Below are 21,922 nucleotides of genomic sequence, written 5' to 3'. Positions count from 1 at the left end.
GAGTTGCGTACGTTCCAAGGGGATGACGGGGGTGGTCAGCCGTGGCGAACGCTCCGAGCTCTGTGCTCGGCCGAACGGCTCTGAGAGGTACGTCGACACCGGTACGAGCGGTGTCACCACGGTCACCTCAGCACGTGGCGCCCCTCATACCACAGCAAGCAGCGACACAGCAGGCATCGCAGCAGATGACACGTCAGCAGGTACCGCAGCAGGCGCCGCCGCGTCAGGAACCGAGACCGGCGGGCCAGTCGGTGCGCGGTACGCGGCAGATCTGCGCGGCGCTCGCGGCGCTCGCCGAGTCCGCCCGCCGGGAGCTGCTGACCTTCGACGACCCGGCCGCGTGCCTCGGCCAGTCGATCCCGCAGCCCTTCCTGGAGCTCGCCGGCGCGTGCGTGCGTACCGCGACCGAGCGGGTGGGTACGGTTCGCCAGATCGTGCCGCGGCACGCGCTGGACCGGGTGACGGCCGCCGACGTCACGGCGGCGGCGCGGCTGACGGGACGGGCGCGGCTGACCGAGTCGATCCCGTTCAAGATGATCGTCGTGGACCGGACGGTCGCGGCGGTCCCGCTCGACCTCGAGCTGCTCTACAACGGTCTGCTGCTGATCCGCGACCCCGTGATCGTCCAGGCGCTGGTGCGCGCGCACCACGCCTGGTGGGAGGCGGGCGACGATGTGACGGCGACGCCCGCTCCGGCGGGCTCGCTGCCGCCGCACCTGCGGCCGGTGCTGGAGGCCCTGCTGGCCGGGCTCACCGATGAGACGGCCGCCGCCCGGCTCGGGATATCGGGGCGTACGTACAGCAGGCGCGTGGGCGAGCTGCTCGCGGCCCTCGGCACGACGAGCCGCTTCCGGGCGGGAGCGGAAGCGGCGCGCCGCGGCTGGATCTGACCTTCCGGGCCGGCCGCCGTGCGAGGGCGGCCGTGCGCGGCTACGACACGATGTCCTTGCGTGCGAACCCCCGGAAGGCGAGCGCGAAGAGCACGAGGGCGTACGTCACCGACACCGCCGCGCCCTTGGCCATGCCGGTCCACTCCAGGTGCGGCTGGAGCGCGTCGGCCCAGGCGAACTGCCAGTGCGCGGGCAGGTAGTCCCGCCAGGAGCCGAGCGCCGTCACCGCGTCCAGCACATTGCCGATGATCGTCAGCCCGACCGCGCCGCCGACCGCGCCGAGCGGTGCGTCGGTCTTGGTCGACAGCCAGAAGGCGAGCCCCGCCGTGACCAGTTGGGAGACGAAGATGTACGCCACGACCAGCGCCAGCCGCGGCAGTGTGTCCGCCGTGGCCAGGGAGCCACCCGTGGGCAGCCGCAGCGGGCCCCAGCCGTACGCCACGGTGCCCACGGCGAGCGCCACCAGCGGCAGCAGCACCATCGCCGCCGCGCTGAAGGCGAGCGCCACGGCCAGCTTGGACCAGAGCAGCCGCGCGCGCGGCACCGGCGCGGCCAGCAGGTAGCGCAGCGACGACCAGCTCGCCTCCGACGCCACGGTGTCCCCGCAGAACAGCGCCACCGGGATCACCAGCAGGAAGCCGGCCGAGACGAACAGGCAGGTCGCGGCGAAGTTGGCGCCGGACGCGGTCGCCGTGTCCATCAGGGTGATCCGGGTGTCGCCCCGCCCGTCCGAGCCGCCGCCGATCGCGAAGGCGGCGACCAGTACGAAGGGCAGGGCGGCCAGGATTCCGCCCATGACGAGGGTGCGGCGCCGCTTCAGCTGGCGTACGGCTTCGACGCGCAGCGGCAGGGTGTGCCCGGCCCGGTAGCCGGGAGCGGCGGTCCGGGTCGAGGCCGTGGCCGAGGTCGAGGTCGAGGTCGTGGCCGGGGTGGTGGCCGGGGTGGTCGTCACGCGGATCCTCCTCCGATCAGGGTGAGGAACGCGTCCTCCAGGCGGCGGTGCGGGCCGACTCCGGTCACCGGCAGGTCGAGCCGGACGAGTTCGGCGAGCAGGGCGGCCGTGGTCGTCGTGCCGTCCAGGCGGACCAGCAGCCCGCCGTCGGTGCGCACCGCGGAGTCGACGCCCGGAAGCGCGCCGACCTTCTCGACCAGCGGCCCCCGCACCGCGCCGTCCGTGGTGACGAGCAGCGTGTCGCCCGCGCCGGTGATCTCCGCGACCGGGCCCGCCTGGACGAGCCGGCCGCGGTCCATGACGACCAGATGGGTGCAGGACTGTTCGACCTCGGACAGGAGATGGGAGGAGACGATGACGGTCCGGCCCCCGGCCGCGTACCGGATCATCACGTCGCGCATCTCGCGGATCTGCGGCGGGTCCAGTCCGTTGGTCGGTTCGTCGAGGATGAGGAGGTCCGGCAGGCCGAGCATGGCCTGGGCGATGGCGAGCCGCTGGCGCATGCCCTGCGAGTACGTGCGTACGGCGCGTGCCAGGGCGTCGCCGAGGCCCGCGATCTCCAGGGCCTCCTCCAGGTGCGCGTCCTCGGCGGGGCGGCCGGTGGCGCGCCAGTACAGCTCCAGGTTCTCCCGGCCGGACAGGTGCGGCAGGAAGCCCGCGCCCTCGACGAAGGCGCCCACCCGGGACAGGACGGGTGCGCCGGGCCGGATCGCGTGGCCGAAGACGCGGATCTCTCCGGCGTCGGGGGTGATCAGGCCCATGAGCATGCGCAGGGTGGTGGTCTTCCCGGCGCCGTTGGGTCCGAGGAGCCCGAGGACCTGGCCCTTCTCGACGCGGAAGGACAGGTCGCGGACGGCGTACCTGTCGGCGGACTTGGCGTACCGCTTCGTCAGGCCGCTGATGGTGAGCGGGACGTCGGCGAGCGCCGGATCGGGGGCGGGCGCGGCGGTGCGGCGGCGGGCGGTCAGGAGCAGGGCGGCGGCGATCAGGACGCCGCCGGCCGGCAGGCCCCACACCCACCACGGCAGGCCCGCCGCCTGCGTGCGGACGCCGGGCGCGGTGGGGACGGACAGCCCGCTCGTCAGCTCGACGGTGTAGGCCGCGGGGGCGACCGGGGAGGCGTAGGCGAGGTCGGTGGCGGCGAGGACGAGCCGCAGCCGGTGCCCGGCCTCCACCTCGTGATCGATGGCGGGGAGCGTCAGCTCGACCTCCTTGCCGGGCTTGCCAGCCTTGCCGCCCTTGCCTCCCGGGCCGCCCTCGCCGCCCGGGCCGCCCTCGCCGCCCGGGCCGGTGGCTTCCACGCGCACCGGGGTCACGAGCTGGGCGGGCAGCACCTGGCCGCGGCCGTCGGGGCCGACGTCGTACACCTTGGCGAAGAGGACCGCCTCGCCGCTGTCGGAGGCGACCTTGACGCGGACGGTGGGCGAACCGGTGACGCGCAGGGGCTCGGTCAGGGGCGCCGATTCGAAGCGGGCGTGCTGCCCGGGGAAGTCGAGGGAGAGGCCGACGCCGAAGGAGGAGAACCGGGACAGTCCGGCGCCGATGCCGGGCACGGTGGAGATGGCGGGCGGATTGGCGCCGGCGGGGTTGCGGAAGGTCTGCGGGGGGCCGGCGAGGGCGAGGGTGCGGGTGCCGCCGCGCAGCCCGGGGTACGTGCCGCCGGTGGCGCCGCGCAGCTGGGCCTGCCCGTCGGTGGAGTCGACGCCGCCGGTGCGGCTGACCCGGAAGGCGGGGCCGGTGTCGACGCCGGTGTCCTGCTTCAGGTACCGGTCGAACCAGTCGGCGATGCGCGCCTCGACGCGGGCGGTCTCGCGGTCGCCGCCGTCGTGCCCGCCGGCGATCCAGTCGACGGCGACGGGTGCGCCGTTGGCGCGGATCGCCCGGGCCATGGCGTCCGCGTGCGACAGCGGGAAGAGGGAGTCGGACTGGCCCTGCACGATGAGCGCGGGCACCTTGATGCGCCCGGCGACGGCGGAGGGGCTGCGCGCGGCCAGCAGCTCGCGTGCGGCCGCGTCGGGCTTCCCGGTGACGGCGACCCGCTCGTACATGCGGCACAGCTCGTCCTGGAACCGCCCGCAGGCGGTGGCCCCGCCGCCTTGGGCCGCGGTGCCGGTGGTGAAGAAGATGCCCGCCCACAGCTTCTTGAGGACGCCGTCGGGGAAGAGGGCGTCGGCGAGGTTCCAGTAGGTGATCTGCGGGGCGATCGCGTCGACCCGCTTGTCGTGGCCGGCGGCGAGGAGCGAGATGGCCCCTCCGTACGAGGAGCCGGAGACGCCCACGCGCGGGTCGCCCGGGGCGTCGAGCCGCACCTCGGGGCGCTTGGCGAGCCAGTCGATGAGCCGCGAGACGTCCTTGACCTCGAACTCCGGGTCGTTCAGGCCGATCCGCCCGGTGGAGCCGCCGAAGCCGCGGGCGGACCAGGTGAGCACGGCGTAGCCGTCCTTCGCCAGCCGTTCCGCCTGGGCGCGTACGTCTTCCTTGCTGCCGCCGAAGCCATGCCCGAGGAGCACGGCGGGGCGGCGGCCGTCGTCGGGACCGGCGGTGAAGAACGACGTGTCGATCCCCGCACCCTCCATCTCCAGCACCCGGTCCTCGCGGTGCGGGGCGGGTTCGTCGTCCGACGCGACGGCGGTCCAGGTGCCGGCGCCCGCGAGCAGCACGACGGCGGAGACGAGGGCCCACGCGGCGCGGCGTAGTCGGATCTGCATGCCTGGCATGCCTAGACCCTACGGTCCCCCCGGCCCGCCCGTCCGCTGCCGCCGGGCGGAGCCGGAGCACCTCCTTGCGGCGTACGCACTACCGTCGCCGTACACCAGCCGCGGTATGTCAGGAGCACCCGATGGAGATCCGCCGTGCCACGACCGTCGCCGAACTCGTCGCCGCCGAGCACCTCTACGACGGGCCGGCCCGCCCCGAGTGGGCCGAGCGGTTCCTCGCCGCGCCCGGCCACCTCATGCTGATCGCGTACGCGGACGACGGCGTGCCGGCCGGGATGGTGTCGGGCGTCGAGATGCTGCACCCGGACAAGGGCATGGAGATGTGCCTGTATGAGCTGTCCGTCGACGAGCGGTACCGGCGGCGCGGCATCGGCCGGGCGCTGACCGAGGCGCTCGCCGCCGAGGCCCGTGCGCGCGGCGGCTACGGCATGTGGGTCGGTGTGGACGCGGACAACGGCCCTGCCCTGGCGACGTACCGCTCGGCGGGCGCGGCCGACGATGGAGAATTCGCCATGCTGACGTGGGAATTCGGAGACGAAGTTGGGAGGAACCGCTAGCGCTATTGTGCGGTACATGACCAGCCGAGACGCTGTGGGGCCGTCCGGTAGAAGAAAGGTCAGGTGCCCCCGAGATGAGAGCCCCCACCCGCAGGTTCCGGCGCCGCGTCGGCGCGCTGATACCCGTCATCGCCCTCACGGCCGGTCTGCAGTTCGCCGCCCTCCCCACGGCGCACGGCGCGCCCGTCGGCGACCTCCGTCTCGCCCCCGCGGAAACCGCCGTGGCCAACAGCTGGATCGTCGTCCTCAAGGACGGCTCCACGCGCGCCGCCGACCTCGGCGTCACGCCCCGGCACGAGTACCGCAGCGCCCTCGACGGGTTCTCCGCCACCCTGTCGAAGGCGAAGGCGGCCGCCCTCGCCGCCGACCCGAGGGTCGCGTACGTCGAGCAGAACGAGACCGTCCGCCTCAACGCCACCCAGGCGAACGCGACCTGGGGCCTCGACCGCGTCGACCAGCGCAGCCTGCCGCTGTCGACGACGTACACGTACGACACCTCCGCGTCGAACGTGAACGCCTACATCATCGACACCGGCATCCGCACCTCGCACAGCGAGTTCGGCGGGCGCGCGGTGGTCGGCACCGACACCGTCGGCGGCGGGCAGAACGGCCAGGACTGCCAGGGCCACGGCACGCACGTCGCCGGTACGGTCGGCGGGAGGACGTACGGCGTGGCGAAGGCCGCCAAGCTGGTCGCGGTCCGGGTGCTGGACTGCAACGGCTCGGGCACGACGGCCGGGGTCATCGCGGGTGTGGACTGGGTGACGGCCAACGCCGTCAAGCCCGCGGTCGCCAACATGAGTCTGGGCGGCGGCGCCAACACCTCGCTCGACAACGCCGTCAAGCGGTCGATCGCCTCCGGCGTCTCGTACACGATCGCCGCCGGCAACGGCAACATCCTGGGTCTGCCGGAGAACGCCTGCAACACCTCCCCGGCCCGCGTCCCCGAGGCCATCACCGTCGGCGCGACCGACAGCGCGGACAAGCGCGCCTCGTTCTCCAACTACGGCACCTGTCTGGACCTCTTCGCGCCCGGCGTGAAGGTCACCTCGGCCTGGCGCACCAGTGACACGGCGACGAACACGATCTCCGGTACGTCGATGGCGGCCCCGCACACGGCCGGTGTGGCGGCCCTGTACCTGTCGCGGAACCCGACCGCGTCCCCGGCGCAGGTGAGCACCGCTCTTGTGAACGGCGCGACGACCGGCAAGGTGCAGAACGCCCTCACCGGCTCCCCGAACAGACTGCTGTACTCGCTCTTCTAGAGCCCTTACCGAACTGGGACCAGGTGCCCGAGGAGCTCCGCGCCCGCCGGGTACGGACGCTCCTCGGGCATCAGCCGTGCCGCGCCCTCCAGGTCGCCCGCGCGCACCAGGGCGTGCATCTCCTGCGCGAGCGGCGTCACGTCGCGGATGGAGACCGTCCACTCGTCGGCGTACCGGGCCGACGCCTCGCCCGCCAGGCCCAGCTGGAGCGAGCGGTACGGCAGCGGCGCCAGGCGCAGGTCACGCTCGGGGTCCCACTGGACGCGGGCGGGCGACTCGCGCAGCTGCCGCTTCCAGGTGGCCTGGTCGGGGTGGAAGCCCCGCACGTAGTGCGACAGGCAGGCGTGGCGCAGCGCCCACTCGAAGCCCTCGCGGGTGATCTCGACCGCGAGGACCGTCTCCTGGCCCTCCTTGGTCGCCCAGCCGCAGCGGTACATCATCCACAGGAAGCTCGGCTTGATCCAGGTCATCCGGTCCCGCTTCCAGGCGGCGGGGAAGCGGCCGTCGCGGGCGGCGGGGCCGCCGATGGCGGGACGGTAGGCCTGGTAGACGGTGATCGTGTCCTCGGTGTGGAGGGCGCGGATCCGGTGTTTCGGCTCGCTCGTGTTCTCGTTCATCCCGGAAAGGATCAACGGCCGGCCCCGGTCGGAGCCAGCCGTTTTTCCTCCCCCGGTCTTGGTGGGCGCCCCTCAGTGGTTGCGCGGGAAGCCCAGGTCCACGCCCGCCGGGGCCTCGGACGGGTCGGGCCAGCGGGTGGTGACGACCTTGCCGCGGGTGTAGAAGTGCACGCCGTCGTTGCCGTAGATGTGGTGGTCGCCGAAGAGGGAGTCCTTCCAGCCGCCGAAGGAGTGGTAGCCGACGGGGACCGGGATCGGCACGTTCACGCCGACCATGCCCGCCTGGACCTCCAGCTGGAAGCGGCGGGCGGCGCCGCCGTCGCGGGTGAAGATCGCGGTGCCGTTGCCGAACGGCGAGTCGTTGATGAGGCGGACGCCGTCCTCGTAGGTGTCGGCGCGCAGCACGCACAGCACCGGGCCGAAGATCTCGTCGCGGTACGCGTCGGAGTCGGTCGACACCTTGTCGAGCAGGGACAGGCCGATCCAGTGGCCGTTCTCGTACCCGTCGACCGCGTAGCCGGTGCCGTCGAGAACGACCTCCGCGCCCTGGGCGGCGGCGCCGGTGACGTACGAGGCGACCTTGTCGCGGTGGGCGGCCGTGATCAGCGGGCCCATCTCGGACGTCGGGTCGGTGCCGGGGCCGATCTTGATCTTCTCGGCGCGCTCGCGGATCTTCTGTACGAGCTCGTCGCCGATGGCGCCGACCGCGACGACCGCCGAGATCGCCATGCAGCGCTCGCCCGCGGAGCCGTACGCCGCCGAGACCGCCGCGTCGGCGGCCGCGTCGAGGTCGGCGTCCGGGAGGACGAGCATGTGGTTCTTGGCGCCGCCGAGCGCCTGCACGCGCTTGCCGTTGGCGGAGGCGGTGGTGTGGATGTACTTCGCGATCGGCGTGGAGCCGACGAAGGAGACAGCCGCGACGTCCGGGTGCTCCAGCAGGGCGTCCACGGCCACCTTGTCGCCGTGGACGACGTTGAGCACGCCGTCGGGCAGCCCGGCCTCGGAGGCCAGCTCGGCGAGCAGGTTCGCGGCGGACGGGTCCTTCTCGCTCGGCTTCAGCACGAAGGTGTTGCCGCAGGCGATGGCCAGCGGGAACATCCACATCGGCACCATCGCCGGGAAGTTGAACGGCGTGATGCCGGCGACCACGCCGAGCGGCTGGCGGATGGCGGCGACGTCGACGCGGCTGGAGACCTGGGTGGACAACTCGCCCTTGAGCTGGACGGTGATTCCGCAGGCCAGCTCGACGATCTCCAGGCCGCGCGCGACCTCACCCAGCGCGTCGGAGTGGACCTTGCCGTGCTCGGCGGTGATCAGGTCGGCGATCTCGCTGCGGCGGGCGTCCAGCAGCGCGCGGTACTTGAACAGGATGCCGGTGCGCTGGGCCAGCGAGGAGGTGCCCCAGGTGGCGTACGCGGCCTTGGCGGAGGCCACCGCCGCGTCGACCTCCTCGGCCGAGGCGAGCGCGACCTTCGTGGTGACGGCACCGGTCGCCGGGTCGGTGACCGGGCCCCAGTTGCCCGACGTGCCCTCGACGGACTTGCCACCGATCCAGTGGTTGACGGTCTTCGTCATGACGAAAGCTCCTTCGGATGCTTCACAGATGGCGGCGTCGGGCTGCGACATGCCGGTCGTACTCCTCGCGGGCCTTGACCGCCGCCGTGCGGGACGCGGTCTCGGCCACGGGCACATCCCACCATGCCTCGGCGGGGGGCGCGCCCGACACTGTGTCTGCCGTTTCGGTCTCCACGTAGACACATGTGGGAACCGTCGACGCCCGCGCTTCGGCGAGGGCTTCCCGCAGGTCACGGACGGTCTGCGCGCGAAGGACGCGCATGCCGAGGGAGGCCGCGTTGGCGGCGAGGTCGACCGGGAGCGGCGCGCCGGTGTACGTCGTGTCGGGGGCGCGGTAGCGGTAGGCGGTGCCGTACCGCTCGGCGCCCACGGACTCGGACAGGCCGCCGATCGAGGCGTACCCGTGGTTCTGGAGGATGACCACCTTGATGGGGATGTTCTCCTGGACGGCCGTGACGATTTCGGTGGGGTTCATCAGGTACGTACCGTCACCGACGAGGGCCCAGACCGGACGCCCGGGGGCCGCGAGGGCGACGCCGACGGCGGCGGGGATCTCGTAGCCCATGCAGGAGTAGCCGTACTCGACGTGGTACTGGTCGCGGGAGCGGGCGCGCCACAGCTTGTGCAGGTCGCCGGGGAGCGAGCCGGCGGCGTTGATCAGGATGTCGTCCCCGGTGACCAGGGTGTCGAGTGCGCCGAGGACCTGCGGCTGGGTGGGGCGCGCGTCGTCGCTCGCCGGCGTGTACGCGGCGGTGACGCGCGACTCCCAGTCGGCCTTGAGCCCCGCGTACTCGGCCGCGTACGACGCCGGCACGGTGTGCCCCTCCAGGGCGGCGGCGAGGTGCTCCACCCCCGCGCGGGCGTCGGCGACCAGGGGCAGCGCGGCCATTTTGTGGGCGTCGAAGCCGGTGATGTTGAGGTTGACGAACCGGACGCCGGGGTGGGCGAAGAGCGTCGAGGAAGCGGTGGTGAAGTCGGTGTAGCGGGTGCCGACGCCGATGACGAGGTCGGCGGTGCGGGCGAGGTGGTCGGCGGTGGCGGTGCCGGTGTGGCCGATGCCGCCGACGTCGGCGGGGTGGTCGTACGGCAGCGAGCCCTTGCCCGCCTGGGTCGAGGCGACCGGGATGCCGGTCGCCTCGGCGAACTCCCGCAGGGCGGCTTCGGCCCGGCTGTGATGGACGCCGCCGCCCGCGACGATCAGCGGCCGGGACGCCGCCCTCACGGCCCGGACCGCGGCGTGGAGTTCGGCGGGGTCCGGCTGTGGGCGGCGCACCCGCCACACGCGTTCCGCGAAGAAGTCCTCCGGCCAGTCGTACGCCTCCGCCTGCACGTCCTGCGGCAGCGCCAGCGTGACGGCGCCGGTGGCGGCCGGGTCGGTGAGGACGCGCATCGCCTGGAGCGCCGCCGGGATCAGCGCCTCGGGGCGGGTGACGCGGTCGAAGTACGCCGAGACGGGACGCAGGGTGTCGTTGACGGACAGATCACCCGCGTAGGGGACTTCGAGCTGCTGGAGCACCGGGTCGGCGGGGCGGGTGGCGAAGGTGTCGCCGGGGAGCAGCAGCACCGGCAGGCGGTTGACGGTGGCGAGGGCGGCGCCGGTGACGAGGTTGGTGGCGCCGGGGCCGATGGAGGTGGTGACGGCGTGGGTGGACAGGCGGTTCGACTGGCGGGCGTGGCCGACGGCGGCGTGCACCATGGCCTGCTCGTTGCGGCCCTGGAGGAAGGGCATCTCGTCCGCGTACTCGACGAGCGCCTGGCCGATGCCCGCCACGTTGCCGTGGCCGAAGATGCCCCAGGTGGCGTTGACGAGCCGGTGGCGCCGCCCGTCGCGCTCGGTGTACTGGCGGGCCAGGAAGGCGACGAGCGCCTGGGCGGTGGTGAGTCGGCGCGTACCGGTCGTGCGGCTGCTCATCGGTATCCCTCCGTGCGGTGGTCGGGATGGAAGCGGATCTTCCACTCCCGTTCGTCGCCCGGCCCGGCCATGACGTTGAGGTAGTACATGGTGTGCCCGGGCTGGGCGATGGACGGGCCGTGCCAGCCGTCCGGTACGAGGACGGCGTCGCCGGTGCGGACCTCGGCGAGGACGTCGGCGCCGCCGGGGCGGGAGGGCGACACGCGCTGGTAGCCGAGCCCGTCGCCCTCGATCTCGAAGTAGTAGATCTCCTCCAGCTCCGCCTCCTCGCCGGGGAGGTGCTCGTCGTGCTTGTGCGGCGGATAGGAGGACCAGTTGCCGCCGGGCGTGAGGACCTCGACGGCGATGAGCCGGTCGCAGTCGAAGGCGTCGGCGGCGGCGAAGTTGCGCACCTCGCGGGCGCAGGTGCCGCTGCCGCGCGCCTCGACCGGGACCTCCGGCGCGGGGCCGTAGCGAGCGGGGAGTCGTCGCTCGCACCTCGCTCCTGCCAGGGCGAAACGGCCTCCCGCGCCGGAGGCGATCTGGGCGTGGGCGTCACGCGGTACGTACGCGAAGTCCGAGACGCCACTGAACACGCTTGCGCGGCCCGCCAGTTCGAAGCGTTCGCCCCCGTCCACCTGCACCGTACAACCACCGGTCAGCGGAAGCACGATCCATTCGGTGTCGCGGGTGGCGAGTTCGTGCACCTCGCCGGGGCGGAGGTCGAGGACGCGGAGGGCGGAGTGGGCCCAGCCGGCGTACGCGGGGTCGATGTGGAGGGCGTACGGGCCGTCGGCGGCCGCGCCTCTCGGTACGTACAGCTGCCGTCGTTCGCGCATGGTCCTTGCGTACCCCTCGGTGTCTCGTCTCGTCGCTCGTCGTCTCGTCGCTCGTCGTCTTGTCACTCGTCGTCTTGTCACTCGTCGTCTTGTCGCTCGTCGTCTCAGAGCAGGCCCACGGCCGTGTCGACGGCGGCCGCCACATCGCCGTCGGGCGGGTAGAGCAGCGAGCGTCCCACCACCAGGCCCTGGACGGTGGGCAGATGCAGGGCTTTGCGCCACTTCTCGTACGTGGCGTCCTGGTCGTGGCCGACCTCTCCGCCGAGCAGCACGGCGGGGAGGGTGGAGGTCTCCATCACGCGCGCCATGTCGTCCGGGTCGTCGGTGACGGGGACCTTGAGCCAGGTGTACGCCGAGGTGCCGGCGAGGCCGGAGGCTATGGCGAGGGAGGTGGTCACGGCGTCGGCACCGAGGTCGTTGCGCAGGCGGCCGTCCGGGTCGCGGCGGCACAGGAACGGCTCGACGAAGACGGGGAGCCGGCGCGCGGCCATGGCGTCGATGACGCGGGCGGCGGAGTGGAGGGTGGTCAGGGAGCCGGGGTCGTCGGGGTCGATGCGCAGCAGCAGCTTGCCGGCGTCGAAGCGCAGGCGCGCCAGGTCCTCGGGGCGGTGGCCGGTGAAGCGGTCGTCGAGCTCGAAGGCGGCGCCGGCGAGGCCGCCGCGGTTCATGGACCCCATGACGACCTTCTCCTCGAGGGCCCCGAGGAGGAGCAGGTCGTCGAGGATGTCGGCGGTGGCGAGGACGCCGTCGACGCCGGGGCGGGAGAGCGCGAGGCAGAGGCGCTCGAGCAGATCGAGGCGGTTGGCCATGGCGAGCGGGCGGTCACCGACGGCGAGGGCGCCGCGGGCGGGGTGGTCGGCGGCGACGACCATGAGGCGGCCGTGGTGAGCGGGGCCTCCGGGGCCCAGACTGGGGCCGGGGCCGGGGCCGGGGCCCGAACCGGAGTCGCGGCCCGAGGCACCGAGCAGAGGACGCCGACGGCGACGGGCGGCTGCCTCGGCGATGGCCTCGGGGTGGCGGGTGCGGACCGCGACGAGGTGCGCGAGGTCGATGCTCACGGCGTGCCGCCGCCCTCACCCTCGAGCGCCTGCTCCACCTCGTCCGGGAACGGCATCGCGGAGGAGCAGGCGAGGCGCGAGGCGACGAGCGCGCCGGCGGCGTTGGCGTACCGGACGGTCCGCTCCAGGTCCCAGCCGGCGAGCAGGCCGTGGCAGAGGGCGCCGCCGAACGCGTCACCCGCGCCCAGTCCGTTGACGACCTCCACCGGGACGGGCGGTACGTCGGCGGTCTCGCCGTCGGCGGCCACGGCGAGGACGCCCTTGGGCCCCTGCTTGACGACGGCGAGGCGGACGCCCGCGTCGAGCAGCGCGCGGGCGGCGGCGTACGGCTCGCGCTCGCCGGTGGCGATCTCGCACTCGTCGAGGTTGCCGACGGCGACGGTGGCGTACCGGAGGGCTTCGCGGTAGTGCGGGCGGGCGCTGTCGGCACCGGACCAGAACATCGGCCGCCAGTCGAGGTCGAAGACGGTGGTGCCGCGCTCGGCGCGGTGTGCGAGGGCGGCGAGGGTGGCCGTACGGCTGGGCTCGGCGGACAGGCCGGTGCCGGTCACCCAGAAGACGCGGGCGGCGGCGATGGCGGCCGGGTCCAGTTCGTGTTCGTGGATCTCCAGGTCCGGGGCCTTGGGCTGCCGGTAGAAGTAGAGCGGGAAGTGGTCGGGCGGGAAGATCTCGCAGAAGGTGAGCGGTGTCGGGTAGGCCTCGACGGGCGTCACCCAGCGGTCGTCGACGCCGAATGCCCGCAGCTCCTGGTGGAGGTAGTCGCCGAACGGGTCGGCGCCCGTGCGGCTGATCAGCGCGGTACGGCGGCCGAGGCGGGCGGCGGCGACGGCGACGTTGGCGGCGGATCCGCCGAGGAACTTGCCGAAGGCGTCCACCTGGGCGAGCGGCACGCCCGTGCGGAGGGGGTAGAGGTCCACCCCGATGCGCCCCATGGTGATCAGGTCGTACGGATCGGTCGCCATCCATGTCCCCTTCACATCGGCACCGCGGTCAGGTCTAGCCGCCCCCGGAACACCTGTCAACATTTTGTCCTTACATTCGGACTATCCCTTGACGCTCTCCTCCGCCCGCCTCCAAGCTGGCCACCATGACGCCGCAGTCACCGCCGCCGCTGTCCCGTATCCGGATCGGTTCCGCCCCCGACTCGTGGGGCGTGTGGTTCGCCGACGACCCCCGGCAGGTCCCCTGGGAACGCTTCCTGGACGAGGTGGCCGCAGCCGGTTACGAGTGGATCGAACTCGGCCCGTACGGCTACCTCCCCACCGATCCGGCGCGGCTCACCGAGGAGACCGCGCGCCGGGGCCTCAAGGTGTCGGCCGGCACGGTCTTCACCGGGCTGCACCACGGCGAGGCCGTCTGGGAGAAGACCTGGGCGCACGTCGCCGACAACGCCGCCCTCGCCCGGGCCGTGGGCGCCGACCACCTGGTCGTCATCCCGTCCTTCTGGCGGGACGACAAGACCGGCCGGGTGCTGGAGGACCGGACGCTGACGCCGGAGCAGTGGCGGAACCTGACCCGCCTGACGGAGCGCCTGGGCCTGGAGGTGCAGGACCGCTTCGGGCTGCGCATCGTCGTCCACCCGCACGCCGACACGCACATCGACGGCGAGGAGAACGTCACCCGCTTCCTCGACGCCACCGACCCCGGGCTCGTCGCCCTCTGCCTGGACACCGGGCACTACGCCTACTGCGGCGGCGACAGCGTCAAGCTCATCGAGACCTACGGGGAACGGATCGGCTACCTCCACCTCAAGCAGGTGGATCCCCGGATCCTCGCCCAGGTCATCGCCGAGGGGACCCCCTTCGGCCCGGCCGTCGCGCGCGGCGTGATGTGCGAGCCGCCCGCCGGGGTGCCCGCGCTCGAACCGGTGCTGGCCGCGGCCCAGGCGCTGGACGTGGACCTCTTCGCCATCGTCGAGCAGGACATGTACCCGTGCCCGCCGGACAAGCCGTACCCCATCGCGGAGCGGACGCGCCGCTTCCTCCGCTCCTGCGGCGCCTGAGGCACGGGAGGTTTCGGCCGGCGCCTCTCGCGTCACAGGCGTCTCCTCCTCGTCACGCTTGTCTCCACTCCGCCCGGCTTCCGTCACAGCCCTTCGACAGCCGCTCCCCGCCGCTCACTCAGCGTCGTTGTCCGGGCACAGGCTCAGTGATCGCCAGCGTCCCGCCGCGGCTCCCCCGACGGCCCTCCCGGGCCGCCGCCGCGGCGCCCGCAGGGAGGTGCCACAGATGACGGACAGAAGGCTCTGGTCCTACAAGGAGATCGCCGCACACATCCGGGTACAGCCGGACACCGTCCGGTCGTACCGCAAACACGGCCTGCTCCCCCAGCCCGACCACGTCGAGGGCGGCAAGCCGTACTGGTACGCGGACACCATCCGCACCTGGGTCGCCAATCGACCGGGCAACCGGGGGCGCAAGGACTGACTTCCCGCCACCCCTCGGCCCGTACTAGCCGCGTACCCTCCGCGGCCCCGCACCATCCACAGCCCCGCACCGGCCCCGGTGCGGGGCCCTCTCACGTACCGGCGCGAAATCGCCCACCGACCCACCTGGCATTCATACCCCCTAGGGGTATAGAGTGAGGAGTGTCAGGCAGCCACGGCATTCCCGTGAACCCCTGGCGCACCATGACCGACCCCAAAGGAGTACGCCATGACCGCCGAGACGAAGACCGAACTGCCCCAGGCCACCTCCGGCTCCTGCTGCTCGCCGTCGGGCGGCTGCCACGGCGGCGCCGCCGACACCCCGGCCGCCGCCGGCACGGTCACCACCGTCTACCAGGTCAAGGGCATGACGTGCGGCCACTGCGAGGGCGCCGTCTCCAGCGAGATCTCGGAGATCCCGGGCGTCACCTCCGTCACGGCCGTCGCCGCGACCGGCCGCGTTACCGTGGTGTCCGAGGCCGCACTGGACGAGGACGCCGTGCGCGCGGCCGTCGACGAGGCGGGCTACGAACTCGTCGGCCAGGCCTGAGCGCGAGGGCAGCGGGCCGGCACCGCGACCCGGCACCGCCGGCCGCCGCCCGGCGCCGCGGCCCGCTCCTCGGACCATCGGCCGGGCCGTACCGTGACGACGGTCGGCCCGGCCCCGCCCCGCCCCGCTCTGGAATCGCCCATGACCAGCACCACCACTCCACCGGAACCCGAGGCCGGGACCGGCGCCGGGACCAACGCCGGGACCGAGACCTCCACCACCGAACTGATCATCGGTGGGATGACCTGCGCCTCCTGCGCGGCCCGCGTGGAGAAGAAGCTCAACCGCATGGAAGGCGTCACCGCGACCGTCAACTACGCGACGGAGAAGGCGAAGGTCACCCACTCCACGGACGTGGAGGTCGCCGATCTGATCGCGACGGTCGTCAAGACCGGTTACACGGCCCAGGAACCGGCCCCTCCGCCTCCGCCCCCTGTGCCGGCACCGGCACCGGCACAGGGGGCGGAGGCGCCGGCGCCGGAGGAGCGACAGGAGAAGGCCCCGGACCGGGAGACCGACGCCCTGCGGCAGCGGCTCGCCGTCTCCCTCCTCCTCGCCGCGCCCGTCGTCCTGCTCGCGATGGTGCCCTCGCTCCAGTTCGACCACTGGCAGTGGCTCTCGCTCACCCTCGCCGCCCCCGTCGTCGTCTGGGGCGGCCTGCCGTTCCACCGTGCCGCCTGGACCAACCTCCGGCACGGCGCCGCGACGATGGACACGCTCGTCTCGGTCGGCACCCTCGCCGCCTTCGGCTGGTCCCTGTGGGCGCTGTTCCTCGGCCACGCCGGCGCACCGGGCATGCGCCACGGCTTCGACCTCACCCCCACCCCCGGGGACGGCGCGTCGACGATCTACCTGGAGGTCGCCGCCGGAGTCACCACCTTCATCCTCCTCGGCCGCTACCTGGAGGCCCGCGCCAAGCGCAGCGCCGGTGCGGCCCTGCGCGCCCTCATGCGCCTCGGCGCGAAGGACGTGGCCGTCCTGCGCGACGGCGGCGAGGTGCGGATCCCGGTCGGCGACCTGCGGCCCGGCGACCGCTTCGTGGTCCGTCCCGGGGAGAAGATCGCCACCGACGGGACGGTCGTCGAGGGCGCCTCGGCCGTCGACGTGTCGCTGCTCACCGGCGAGTCGGTCCCCGTCGACGTCACCGTCGGCGACGCCGTCACCGGGGCCACGCTCAACACCTCCGGCCGCCTCGTCGTCGAGGCCACCCGCGTCGGCGCCGACACCCAGCTCGCCCGGATGGCCCGGCTGGTCGAGGAGGCGCAGACCGGCAAGGCGCGGGTGCAGCGGCTCGCCGACCGGGTCTCCGCCGTCTTCGTACCCGTCGTGCTGCTGATCTCCCTCGGTACGCTGCTGACGTGGCTGGCCGTGACCGGCGACGCGACCGCGTCTTTCACCGCGGCCGTAGCCGTCCTGATCATCGCCTGCCCCTGCGCGCTGGGCCTCGCCACGCCGACCGCGCTCCTGGTCGGCACCGGGCGCGGCGCCCAGCTGGGCATCCTCATCAAGGGCCCCGAGGTGCTGGAGTCCACGCACCGCGTCGACACCGTCGTCCTCGACAAGACGGGCACGGTCACCACCGGGCGCATGACCCTCCAGGGCGTGTACGCCTCCGAGGGCACGGACGAGCGCGAGCTGCTGCGCCTCGCGGGGGCGCTGGAGCACGCCTCCGAGCACCCGGTCGCCCGCGCGGTCGCGGCGGGCGCCGCCGAGCGGGTGGGCGGACTGCCGTCGCCCGAGAGCTTCGAGAACGTGCCGGGGCTGGGCGTACGGGGCGTCGTCGACGGCCACAAGGTGGTCGTCGGCCGCGCGGCCCTGCTGGACGACGCGGACGGCGCGCAGATCACGGCGGCCCCGGCCGACGGCACCACGCTCGTCCACGTCGCCTGGGACGGCCGGGTGCGCGGCGCCCTCGCCGTCGCCGACGCCGTCAAGGAGACGAGCCCGGAGGCGGTGCGGCGGCTGCGCGCGCTGGGCCTCGCCCCGGTCCTGCTCACCGGCGACAACCGGGCCGTCGCCGAACGGGTCGCGGCCGAGGTCGGCATCGAGGAGGTGTACGCCGAGGTGCTGCCCGAGGAGAAGGCCGACGTCATCAAGCGCCTCCAGGCCCAGGGGCGCTCCGTGGCGATGGTCGGCGACGGCGTCAACGACGCGGCCGCCCTCGCCCAGGCCGACCTGGGCCTGGCCATGGGCACGGGCACGGACGCGGCCATCGAGGCGGGCGACCTCACCCTCGTACGCGGGGACCTGCGGGTCGCGGCGGACGCGATCCGCCTCGCGCGCCGCACCCTCGCCACGATCAAGGGGAACCTCTTCTGGGCCTTCGGCTACAACGTCGCCGCGCTGCCGCTGGCCGCCGCCGGGCTCCTCAACCCCATGATCGCGGGCCTCGCCATGGCGTTTTCGTCCGTTTTCGTGGTGACGAACAGCCTTCGTCTGCGATCGTTCACGTGAGTTTGCCTTCACGTGACACACAAGACCTTCACAAAGAGACCTAGATCACAGATATTTGGGGGTAACCATTTGGACGGCTCGCGAGTCTAAATGGGCGATGCCACGAACGTCTTGGGGGACGTTCATGGGATGTCTTGGGGGACGTCCCAGGCAAGCGTTGGCCGGGGCACGTGCACCGGGGAGCTTTGAGCGGCCCTCCCGTACGTACCCCGGCAGATCGCAACCGCGAGCTTCTGTCGAACCCGGCAGACGCCCGGCCGGATCCCGTGGGGGGAATCCGCTCCGGGATATGGAAGCGCCCCGCTCGTCGACCCGTGGGGGGATCGGCGGCGGGGCGCTTTCGCTTCCCCCGTGGGGGAAGCGGAAGGCGTCGGGCGTCAGCGGGCCTCGACCGGCACGAAGTCGCGCAGGACCTCGCCCGTGTAGATCTGGCGCGGGCGGCCGATGCGGGAACCCGGCTCCTTGATCATCTCGTGCCACTGGGCGATCCAGCCCGGCAGGCGGCCCAGGGCGAAGAGGACCGTGAACATCTCGGTCGGGAAGCCCATCGCCCGGTAGATCAGACCCGTGTAGAAGTCGACGTTCGGGTAGAGGTTGCGCGAGACGAAGTACTCGTCGGCGAGCGCGTGCTCCTCCAGCTTCAGCGCGATGTCGAGCAGCTCGTCGGACTTGCCGAGGGCCGAGAGGACATCGTGCGCCGCCGCCTTGATGATCTTCGCGCGGGGGTCGAAGTTCTTGTAGACGCGGTGGCCGAAGCCCATCAGGCGGACGCCGTCCTCCTTGTTCTTCACCTTGCGGATGAAGGAGTCGACGTCGCCGCCGGTGGCCTGGATGCCCTGCAGCATCTCCAGCACCGACTGGTTGGCGCCACCGTGCAGCGGGCCCCACAGGGCCGAGATGCCGGCGGAGATCGAGGCGAACATGTTCGCCTGCGAGGAGCCGACCAGACGCACGGTGGAGGTCGAACAGTTCTGCTCGTGGTCCGCGTGCAGGATCAGCAGCTTGTCCAGGGCGGAGACCACGACCGGGTCGAGCTCGTACTCCTGCGCCGGGACCGAGAAGGTCATGCGCAGGAAGTTCTCGACGTACGAGAGGTCGTTGCGCGGGTAGACGAAGGGGTGGCCGATCGACTTCTTGTACGCGTACGCCGCGATCGTCGGCAGCTTGGCGAGCAGCCGGATCGTGGAGAGGTGGCGCTGCTTCTCGTCGAAGGGGTTGTGGCTGTCCTGGTAGAAGGTGGACAGCGCGCTGACGACGGAGGACAGCATCGCCATCGGGTGGGCGTCGCGCGGGAAGCCGTCGAAGAACCGCTTGACGTCCTCGTGCAGCAGCGTGTGCTGCGTGATCTCGTTACGGAAGGCCGCCAGCTCGTCCACCTTGGGGAGCTCGCCGTTGATCAGCAGGTACGCCACCTCGAGGAAGGTGGAGCGCTCGGCCAGCTGCTCGATGGGGTAGCCGCGGTACCGCAGGATGCCCTGCTCGCCGTCGAGGTAGGTGATCGCGGATTTATAGGCGGCGGTGTTGCCGTAACCACTGTCCAGGGTCACCAGACCGGTCTGGGCTCGGAGCTTCCCGATGTCGAAGCCCTGGTCACCGACGGTGCTCTCGACCACCGGGTAGGTGTACTCACCGTCCGCGTACCGCAGTACTACAGAGTTGTCGCTCACGTCATCCCTCACCGACGTAGTGCCTCTTCTTCGAGGTGCCCTGACTGTCTCTACCATCCCCCACTTGGCTCAGCAGAGTGCACTCGGGGTCGACCATTCGGCCAATTGGCGGCACTCAGTGCCGTCAACCTGCTCATCCTGCCCCCTTCGCCCCGGTTAGGAAAGTCCGGCGATCTCCCGGGGGGCTCTGGGTGATGTTTCCCACCCGGACCTCACCTGTCAGCCGGTGCCGCAGTGAGGTAAAGCGCCGGCCCGCGGAGACGGTCCGGACGGCCTGGGCGATCGCCTTGCGTGAGCCGACGAGGACGACGAGCTTCTTCGCGCGCGTGACGGCGGTGTAGAGCAGGTTGCGCTGCAGCATCATCCACGCGCCCGTGGTGACCGGGATCACCACGGCCGGGTACTCGCTGCCCTGGGAGCGGTGGATGGTGACGGCGTACGCGTGCGCCAGCTCGTCGAGCTCGTCGAAGTCGTACGGCACCTCCTCGTCCTCGTCCGTCAGTACCGTCAGGCGCTGGTCGTCCACGTTCAGGGAGGTGACCACGCCGACCGTGCCGTTGAAGACGCCGTTCGCGCCCTTTTCGTAATTGTTGCGAATCTGGGTGACTTTGTCGCCGACGCGGAAGACCCGGCCGCCGAACCTCTTCTCGGGCAGGTCCGGGCGGGCGGGGGTGATCGCCTGCTGCAGCAGACCGTTGAGGGTGCCCGCGCCCGCCGGGCCGCGGTGCATGGGCGCGAGGACCTGCACGTCCCGGCGCGGATCAAGGCCGAATTTCATCGGCACGCGGCGGGCGGCGACGTCCACCGCGAGGCGCCCGGCCTCCTCGGTCTCCTCCGCGACGAAGAGGAAGAAGTCCGGCAGCCCCGAAGTGAGGGGCTGCTGGCCGGAGTTGATCCGGTGGGCGTTGGTGACGACACCGGACTGCTGGGCCTGCCGGAAGATCTTCGTCAGCCGGACGGCGGGCACCGGGCTGTCCGGGGCCAGCAGGTCGCTGAGCATCTCGCCGGCACCGACGCTCGGCAGCTGGTCCACGTCCCCCACCAGCAGCAGGTGCGCGCCCGGGGCGACCGCCTTGACCAGCTTGTTGGCCAGCAGCAGGTCCAGCATGGAGGCCTCGTCGACGACGACCAGGTCGGCGTCGAGCGGCCGGTCCCGGTCGTACGCCGCGTCACCGCCCGGCTTCAGCTCCAGCAACCGGTGCACGGTGGAGGCCTCCGCGCCGGTCAGCTCCGCCAGCCGCTTGGCGGCGCGGCCGGTCGGCGCGGCGAGGACGACCTTGGCCTTCTTGGCCCGGGCCAGCTCCACGATGGAACGCACGGTGAAGGACTTGCCGCAGCCGGGGCCACCCGTCAGCACGGCCACCTTCTCGGTGAGGGCGAGCCGCACGGCCTGCTCCTGCTCGGGCGCCAGTTCCGCGCCCGTACGGTCCGCGAGCCAGGCGAGCGCCTTGTCCCAGGCGACGTCGCGGAAGGCGGGCATCCGGTCCTCCTCGGTGCGCAGCAGCCGCAGCAGCTGGGCGGCGAGGGAGACCTCGGCGCGGTGGAACGGCACCAGGTAGACGGCGGTCAGCGGCTCCCCCGCGGGCCCCTCCGGCCCCGGCACCCGCTCCCGTACGACGCCGCCCTCCTCCTCGTCCGCGACGAGCTCGGCGAGGCACTCGATGACCAGGCCCGTGTCGACCTGGAGCAGCTTGACCGCGTCCGCGATGAGCTGCTCCTCGGGCAGGAAGCAGTGCCCCTGGTCGCTGGACTGCGACAGCGCGTACCGCAGGCCCGCCTTCACGCGCTCCGGGCTGTCGTGCGGGATGCCGACGGCCTGCGCGATCCGGTCGGCGGTGAGGAAGCCGATGCCCCACACGTCGGCGGCCAGCCGGTAGGGCTGGTTCTTCACCACCGAGATCGAGGCGTCCCCGTACTTCTTGTAGATCCGCACCGCGATGGAGGTGGAGACGCCCACTCCCTGGAGGAAGACCATCACCTCCTTGATCGCCTTCTGCTCCTCCCACGCGGCCCCGATGAGCTTGGTCCGCTTGGGCCCGAGCCCCGGCACCTCGATGAGCCGCTTCGGCTCCCGCTCGATGACGTCGAGCGTCTCCACCCCGAAGTGGTCGACGATCCGCTCCGCGATGCGCGGGCCGATGCCCTTGATCAGCCCGGACCCGAGGTACCTCCGGATGCCCTGCACGGTCGCGGGCAGCACGGTCGTGTAGTTCTCCACCGTGAACTGCCTGCCGTACTGCGGATGCGACCCCCAGCGCCCCTCCATCCGCAGCGACTCCCCCGGCTGCGCGCCGAGCAGCGAGCCGACGACGGTGAGCAACTCCTTACCGCCGCGCCCGGTGTCGACCCGCGCGACGGTGTAGCCGTTCTCCTCGTTGGCGTACGTGATCCGCTCGAGGACCCCTTCGACGACTGCCAGGTTGGACATGCCCCGACGCTACCGGGCAGGTCGGACAGTCCGGCAG

General features: G+C 72.4%; 17 protein-coding genes. 7 read left to right on the top strand and 10 right to left on the bottom strand.

Going from position 1 to position 21,922, the window contains the following annotated elements:
• Positions 1-185 precede the first annotated feature (185 nt).
• Positions 186-890: a helix-turn-helix transcriptional regulator gene (locus tag AC07FJ_RS00565; protein ID WP_361429339.1), complete on the top strand. Its 705-nt coding sequence runs from the start codon at positions 186-188 to the stop codon at positions 888-890.
• A 40-nt stretch (positions 891-930) separates the two neighbouring features.
• Here AC07FJ_RS00565 and AC07FJ_RS00560 read toward each other — a convergent pair whose 3' ends face one another.
• Both AC07FJ_RS00560 and AC07FJ_RS00555 read right to left on the bottom strand, forming a co-directional pair.
• Positions 931-1,740 (bottom strand): ABC transporter permease, encoded by an 810-nt coding sequence (locus AC07FJ_RS00560; RefSeq protein ID WP_479045200.1) that lies wholly within the window; start codon positions 1,738-1,740, stop codon positions 931-933.
• A 98-nt stretch (positions 1,741-1,838) separates the two neighbouring features.
• Positions 1,839-4,550, bottom strand: a complete 2,712-nt coding sequence (locus AC07FJ_RS00555) for an alpha/beta fold hydrolase (protein ID WP_479045197.1) — start codon at positions 4,548-4,550, stop codon at positions 1,839-1,841.
• A 131-nt stretch (positions 4,551-4,681) separates the two neighbouring features.
• Between AC07FJ_RS00555 and AC07FJ_RS00550 the strand changes: the two genes are divergently transcribed.
• The gene (locus AC07FJ_RS00550; protein ID WP_479043784.1) at positions 4,682-5,116 is read left to right on the top strand and encodes a GNAT family N-acetyltransferase; all 435 of its coding nucleotides are present in this window, start codon (positions 4,682-4,684) and stop codon (positions 5,114-5,116) included.
• Positions 5,117-5,190: 74 nt separating this feature from the next.
• Complete coding sequence (locus AC07FJ_RS00545) at positions 5,191-6,381, top strand: S8 family peptidase (RefSeq protein ID WP_479043781.1); 1,191 nt, start codon at positions 5,191-5,193, stop codon at positions 6,379-6,381.
• A 5-nt stretch (positions 6,382-6,386) separates the two neighbouring features.
• Here AC07FJ_RS00545 and AC07FJ_RS00540 read toward each other — a convergent pair whose 3' ends face one another.
• The 6 genes from AC07FJ_RS00540 to iolC form a co-directional block, all read right to left on the bottom strand.
• Entirely contained in the window at positions 6,387-6,998 is a 612-nt protein-coding gene (locus AC07FJ_RS00540) for a DUF4291 domain-containing protein (protein WP_479043778.1), read from the bottom strand.
• A gap of 72 nt (positions 6,999-7,070) precedes the next feature.
• Positions 7,071-8,573 carry a CoA-acylating methylmalonate-semialdehyde dehydrogenase gene (gene mmsA / locus AC07FJ_RS00535; protein ID WP_479043775.1) on the bottom strand — a complete coding sequence of 501 codons (1,503 nt, stop codon included), beginning with the start codon at positions 8,571-8,573 and terminating at the stop codon, positions 7,071-7,073.
• Positions 8,574-8,595: 22 nt separating this feature from the next.
• Positions 8,596-10,485: a 3D-(3,5/4)-trihydroxycyclohexane-1,2-dione acylhydrolase (decyclizing) gene (gene iolD, locus AC07FJ_RS00530; protein WP_479043773.1), complete on the bottom strand. Its 1,890-nt coding sequence runs from the start codon at positions 10,483-10,485 to the stop codon at positions 8,596-8,598.
• Positions 10,482-11,303 carry a 5-deoxy-glucuronate isomerase gene (iolB, locus tag AC07FJ_RS00525; protein WP_479043771.1) on the bottom strand — a complete coding sequence of 274 codons (822 nt, stop codon included), beginning with the start codon at positions 11,301-11,303 and terminating at the stop codon, positions 10,482-10,484. Before iolB ends, iolD begins: the two co-directional genes overlap by 4 nt.
• 104 nt (positions 11,304-11,407) lie before the next feature.
• Entirely contained in the window at positions 11,408-12,361 is a 954-nt protein-coding gene (locus AC07FJ_RS00520; protein WP_479043768.1) for a Cgl0159 family (beta/alpha)8-fold protein, read from the bottom strand.
• A complete protein-coding gene (iolC, locus tag AC07FJ_RS00515; protein ID WP_479043766.1) occupies positions 12,358-13,323 on the bottom strand; it encodes a 5-dehydro-2-deoxygluconokinase in 966 nt (321 codons plus the stop codon). Before iolC ends, AC07FJ_RS00520 begins: the two co-directional genes overlap by 4 nt.
• Positions 13,324-13,448: 125 nt before the next feature.
• Here iolC and AC07FJ_RS00510 point away from each other — a divergent pair, with 125 nt between their 5' ends.
• The 4 genes from AC07FJ_RS00510 to AC07FJ_RS00495 all read left to right on the top strand — a co-directional run bounded on the left by AC07FJ_RS00510 (position 13,449) and on the right by AC07FJ_RS00495 (position 17,790).
• The gene (locus AC07FJ_RS00510; protein WP_479043763.1) at positions 13,449-14,363 is read left to right on the top strand and encodes a sugar phosphate isomerase/epimerase family protein; all 915 of its coding nucleotides are present in this window, start codon (positions 13,449-13,451) and stop codon (positions 14,361-14,363) included.
• Positions 14,364-14,589: 226 nt separating this feature from the next.
• Positions 14,590-14,787: a helix-turn-helix transcriptional regulator gene (locus AC07FJ_RS00505; RefSeq protein WP_479043760.1), complete on the top strand. Its 198-nt coding sequence runs from the start codon at positions 14,590-14,592 to the stop codon at positions 14,785-14,787.
• Between the two features lie 228 nt (positions 14,788-15,015).
• Positions 15,016-15,336 carry a heavy-metal-associated domain-containing protein gene (locus tag AC07FJ_RS00500; RefSeq protein WP_468290785.1) on the top strand — a complete coding sequence of 107 codons (321 nt, stop codon included), beginning with the start codon at positions 15,016-15,018 and terminating at the stop codon, positions 15,334-15,336.
• Positions 15,337-15,477: 141 nt separating this feature from the next.
• Positions 15,478-17,790, top strand: a complete 2,313-nt coding sequence (locus AC07FJ_RS00495) for a heavy metal translocating P-type ATPase (protein WP_479043758.1) — start codon at positions 15,478-15,480, stop codon at positions 17,788-17,790.
• Positions 17,791-18,167: 377 nt separating this feature from the next.
• Here AC07FJ_RS00495 and AC07FJ_RS00490 read toward each other — a convergent pair whose 3' ends face one another.
• A complete protein-coding gene (locus tag AC07FJ_RS00490) occupies positions 18,168-19,457 on the bottom strand; it encodes a citrate synthase (RefSeq protein WP_479043756.1) in 1,290 nt (429 codons plus the stop codon).
• A 133-nt stretch (positions 19,458-19,590) separates the two neighbouring features.
• Entirely contained in the window at positions 19,591-21,885 is a 2,295-nt protein-coding gene (gene recD2 / locus AC07FJ_RS00485; RefSeq protein WP_479043753.1) for an SF1B family DNA helicase RecD2, read from the bottom strand.
• Positions 21,886-21,922: the final 37 nt, after the last annotated feature.

The organism is Streptomyces sp. NPDC045998 (assembly GCF_056430285.1).
Note: the sequence above shows the minus strand (reverse complement) of the source record. Positions and strands in the feature narration are given on the sequence as shown.

Excerpts from the sequence above, each read along its gene's own strand:
- AC07FJ_RS00565 (WP_361429339.1), top strand. The coding sequence starts at position 186 with ATGACACGTCAGCAGGTACCGCAGCAGGCGCCGCCGCGTCAGGAACCG.
- AC07FJ_RS00555 (WP_479045197.1), bottom strand. The coding sequence starts at position 4,550 with ATGCAGATCCGACTACGCCGCGCCGCGTGGGCCCTCGTCTCCGCCGTC.
- AC07FJ_RS00550 (WP_479043784.1), top strand. The coding sequence starts at position 4,682 with ATGGAGATCCGCCGTGCCACGACCGTCGCCGAACTCGTCGCCGCCGAG.
- AC07FJ_RS00545 (WP_479043781.1), top strand. The coding sequence starts at position 5,191 with ATGAGAGCCCCCACCCGCAGGTTCCGGCGCCGCGTCGGCGCGCTGATA.
- AC07FJ_RS00540 (WP_479043778.1), bottom strand. The coding sequence starts at position 6,998 with ATGAACGAGAACACGAGCGAGCCGAAACACCGGATCCGCGCCCTCCAC.
- mmsA (WP_479043775.1), bottom strand. The coding sequence starts at position 8,573 with ATGACGAAGACCGTCAACCACTGGATCGGTGGCAAGTCCGTCGAGGGC.
- iolD (WP_479043773.1), bottom strand. The coding sequence starts at position 10,485 with ATGAGCAGCCGCACGACCGGTACGCGCCGACTCACCACCGCCCAGGCG.
- iolB (WP_479043771.1), bottom strand. The coding sequence starts at position 11,303 with ATGCGCGAACGACGGCAGCTGTACGTACCGAGAGGCGCGGCCGCCGAC.
- iolC (WP_479043766.1), bottom strand. The coding sequence starts at position 13,323 with ATGGCGACCGATCCGTACGACCTGATCACCATGGGGCGCATCGGGGTG.
- AC07FJ_RS00510 (WP_479043763.1), top strand. The coding sequence starts at position 13,449 with ATGACGCCGCAGTCACCGCCGCCGCTGTCCCGTATCCGGATCGGTTCC.
- AC07FJ_RS00505 (WP_479043760.1), top strand. The coding sequence starts at position 14,590 with ATGACGGACAGAAGGCTCTGGTCCTACAAGGAGATCGCCGCACACATC.
- AC07FJ_RS00500 (WP_468290785.1), top strand. The coding sequence starts at position 15,016 with ATGACCGCCGAGACGAAGACCGAACTGCCCCAGGCCACCTCCGGCTCC.
- AC07FJ_RS00495 (WP_479043758.1), top strand. The coding sequence starts at position 15,478 with ATGACCAGCACCACCACTCCACCGGAACCCGAGGCCGGGACCGGCGCC.
- recD2 (WP_479043753.1), bottom strand. The coding sequence starts at position 21,885 with ATGTCCAACCTGGCAGTCGTCGAAGGGGTCCTCGAGCGGATCACGTAC.